We start from the raw sequence: 3199 nt of genomic DNA on the forward strand, positions 1-3199 counted from the left end.
GTCCAGCGCCAGGCGATACGCAACGCGTCCACCGCGATCGTGGCCGGCAACCATGAAGCGGCCAAAGCCGAGCTTCGTCATCAGCGCCGCGAGGTCGGCAGCCATGGCGCGCTTGGCGTAGGGCGCATGATCCGGATCGGATGGCGGACAGGAGCTTTTGCCGTAGCCGCGCAAGTCGGCGCAGACGACGCTAAAGCGGTCGATCAGCTTCGGCGCCACGTCGCGCCACATCAGATGCGTTTCGGGGAAGCCCTGCAGCAGGAGCAGCGCCGGGCCGCTGCCGGCAGTCCGGATGAATGTCCGTGCCGCGCCCGTGTCGACTTCCGCGCTTTGGAAACCGCCGAACATGCATTGTGCTCCACAGGCGGAACGGCCGCGGGCGGGATGGTTGCTCGGGCCGCGGCTTCTCTCGGCTGGCGCCTTCCGTGGTCAGCTCCAGGCGGATTTGACTGTAAGGGACGCCTCGAATATCTGGCCTCTCTTGTCGGTGCGCATTTTGATGGTGATCTTGAGGTTATCACTGTTCGGCATCTCGTCGCGCGCGACATCCTGCAAGATCCTGAGCGCCTCCTTTCGCGCGTTTTCTGGTGAGGAGAAGAGCTGCCCCTCGCTGTCCATTTGCGTGTGCACGGTGTTGTACAAATCGAAGTAGAAGCGTTCCATCCGCGAAAGCATCCGCCGCAACCTGGACGTTCAATCCCTGCGCGCGATCATGGTTCCAAAGGACCGTCTTGGCCGGGGACTGCTTGCCGGCGGCTGGCGGTGTGGTGGTCCGCTGCAACCCGGCCCGGCTCTGCAACGTTAGGCCCTTGCAAAATCCACAACGGGCGGCCGCGCATGCTGGAACCCCTTTATCTGAACCTGGGTCAGCACGATGCTCTCTCCGAAAGCGAGAAGGCGTTGCTGGCCAGCGCCACATCGGTGGAGAAGTATTTCGTCGCCGGGGAGGATCTCGTCGCCGAAGGATCAAGGCCGACTTTCAGCACCCTCATCGTCGACGGGATTGCCGCGCGCTACAAGGTGCTGGAGGACGGCGGCCGGCAGTTCACCGCGCTCCATGTTGCCGGCGATTTCGTCGATCTGCACGCTTTTCTCCTGAAGACCATGGACCATGGCATCGTCGCGCTGTCGCCCTGCCATATCATCGCGGCGGAGCACAGCAAGTTGCGGGAAATCACCGAAAAGGCCCCGCATTTGACGAGGCTGCTCTGGTTGGACACGCTGGTGGACGGCGCCATCCACCGGGAATGGATCGTGGCCATGGGACGCCGCTCCAAGACCGCGCATCTGGCGCATCTGATATGCGAACTCTTCGTCAGGCTGCAGGCCGTGAAGAAGACGCGGGTCATGAGCTTCAATCTGCCGCTTTCGCAGGCCGAACTCGCCGATGTGCTCGGTCTGTCCGTCGTCCATATGAATCGGGTCATCGGCACGTTGCGGCGCATGAACGTCATCAACTGGACCAACCACCTGATCGACATCCTCGACTGGAACCGTCTGGTCGCCATTGCGGAATTCGACCCGACCTATCTCAGCATGAGGAACGAGCCAAGGTGAGGACGCGTCAGCGCGGCGGCCCTTGGTCGTCGCCAGACCACAGCGCGTCGAGCATCGAGAGTGCCGCGCTCGGGTGGGCCGTCCTCAGCAGGCCCTGCCGGGCGGCGGCCTGCTTGAAAGCGTCGAAGGCGACCGCCGGACGGCAAATGCCCGCCATGGCGTCGTTCACCAGCCGTGCCGCCGCGACATAGTCGGGCGCTTCCTTGTTCTTCCAGGCTCCGTCCAACGCCTTCCTTGCGTCGGCGATCGACGAAACCACCATTGAGCCGCCAGTGACGAAGCGGATGGTGAGCGGCAGGAATCTACTCATCCCCGGTCACCATCCAAGCCACTGTTGCGCCCGCCAGGCGAGGCCGGCGAAGGGCGCCGCGGTCACCGCCGCTGCCGCCAGGATGAAAACATAATTGTTGATCCGAAAGGGTCTCATCGTTGCCACCACATGTTTTGGGATCGTCATAACGAGGATGCCGCCGACCGGTTGCACGGGCAGGCGCTGAAGAAGCGGCAAGCTAGTTATTCGCCGGCCGGCTGGGCGGCTGCGGGCGGTACGGCGGGCGCGGCCTGAGCGGCACGTCGGCGCGCGAGGACTGGATCGGCCAGGGAGGCCGGGCACCCTGGCGCAGAAATGATCTGGACAGTGTGCCGATCAGATTTCGAATTTCCATGGGACTCTCCTCGTAGAGTCCCCCCAAGCTGCGAGCGACTAGCACTCCGGCAGCATCCGCGCATTTAACTTTGATGTACCTGCGCCACGCCCTGCCGAGACCGCAGCCTCGACCGAAAGCCAACCTTTTCGGCCGGCATGCGTTGTCTCTTCGATACCGTTGTCTCTCGAGAAGGGGATGACGAATGCCCCGGTGCCCCACCGCCACCCGGTGGCAAATACGACGAACGGCGCCACATGGCGCTGACAGCGGGGTTGACGCTGCCGATCCTGCCGAAGGAACGGCTCTCCCCGATCGTTGGCGGTTGACGAACCCATAGGAGGATCCAATGAAGAAAGCACTTCTTGGCTTCGCCATTGTCCTGATGTCGGGCCAAATGCCGGGAATGACTGCCGCGGCCCAAACACAGCTGGAGAATCCGCAGATCGAGGATTGCCAGGTCAAACCGGATGCCAACGCGACCCCTAGTCAGACCGGCGAGCAGCCGAAAGCGCAGGCCCCGCAAGCGCAGGCCAATGATCAATCCAACAACCTGACCGCCAGCCTGGCGCCTTGCGACGGTGTGCTGAAGCCTCCGCCCACCGGAGACAAGAACGCTACCGCTCCGCCGGCCGACACCAGCCAGATGCCGGTGATCAAGCCGGGCGAGGTCCCGCCGCAGACGTCGAAGTAGAACGCCTCATCGGTCTGGCAGGAAACTTTTCCCGCGCGGACGAGTTACTGCCTGTGCAGTTCCCGGATACCCGAACTGCTTCCCACAATTGCCGCCCCGGCTCTCCCATCCGGGGCGGTTTTTTGCCGGCGGCGGGCCCGGAACGCCCTGCCTCGGTGCCTTATCTTCTCGGCTCCGAAGCACGGAACCATCGGGCCCGCGCCGAATTGTCCTCAGCGGGCCGCGTCAGCCGGACCTGGTGGTAAAGAGAACAGGGTTTGGTTTCTCCGGCTTCACACCCTGGCCAACGAAAAGGCAGTCGAGC

General features: G+C 63.5%; 5 protein-coding genes. 2 read left to right on the plus strand and 3 right to left on the minus strand.

Going from position 1 to position 3199, the window contains the following annotated elements:
* On the minus strand, positions 1–348 hold a 348-nt coding region (locus EOA32_RS35350), incomplete at its 3' end, for an alpha/beta fold hydrolase (RefSeq protein ID WP_128374163.1).
* A gap of 81 nt (positions 349–429) precedes the next feature.
* Positions 430–663, minus strand: coding sequence for a hypothetical protein (locus EOA32_RS35355; RefSeq protein ID WP_095784272.1), 234 nt, complete (start codon positions 661–663; stop codon positions 430–432).
* Positions 664–837: 174 nt separating this feature from the next.
* Here EOA32_RS35355 and EOA32_RS35360 point away from each other — a divergent pair, with 174 nt between their 5' ends.
* Positions 838–1557, plus strand: coding sequence for a Crp/Fnr family transcriptional regulator (locus tag EOA32_RS35360; protein ID WP_066998395.1), 720 nt, complete (start codon positions 838–840; stop codon positions 1555–1557).
* A 7-nt stretch (positions 1558–1564) separates the two neighbouring features.
* Here the strand turns inward: EOA32_RS35360 and EOA32_RS35365 are convergent, their stop codons facing one another.
* Entirely contained in the window at positions 1565–1867 is a 303-nt protein-coding gene (locus EOA32_RS35365; RefSeq protein ID WP_128374164.1) for a DUF982 domain-containing protein, read from the minus strand.
* A gap of 683 nt (positions 1868–2550) precedes the next feature.
* Between EOA32_RS35365 and EOA32_RS35370 the strand changes: the two genes are divergently transcribed.
* Positions 2551–2895, plus strand: coding sequence for a hypothetical protein (locus EOA32_RS35370; RefSeq protein WP_066998389.1), 345 nt, complete (start codon positions 2551–2553; stop codon positions 2893–2895).
* Positions 2896–3199 lie beyond the last annotated feature (304 nt).

This window comes from Mesorhizobium sp. M1A.F.Ca.ET.072.01.1.1, from assembly GCF_004023325.1.
Taxonomy (GTDB): domain Bacteria; phylum Pseudomonadota; class Alphaproteobacteria; order Rhizobiales; family Rhizobiaceae; genus Mesorhizobium.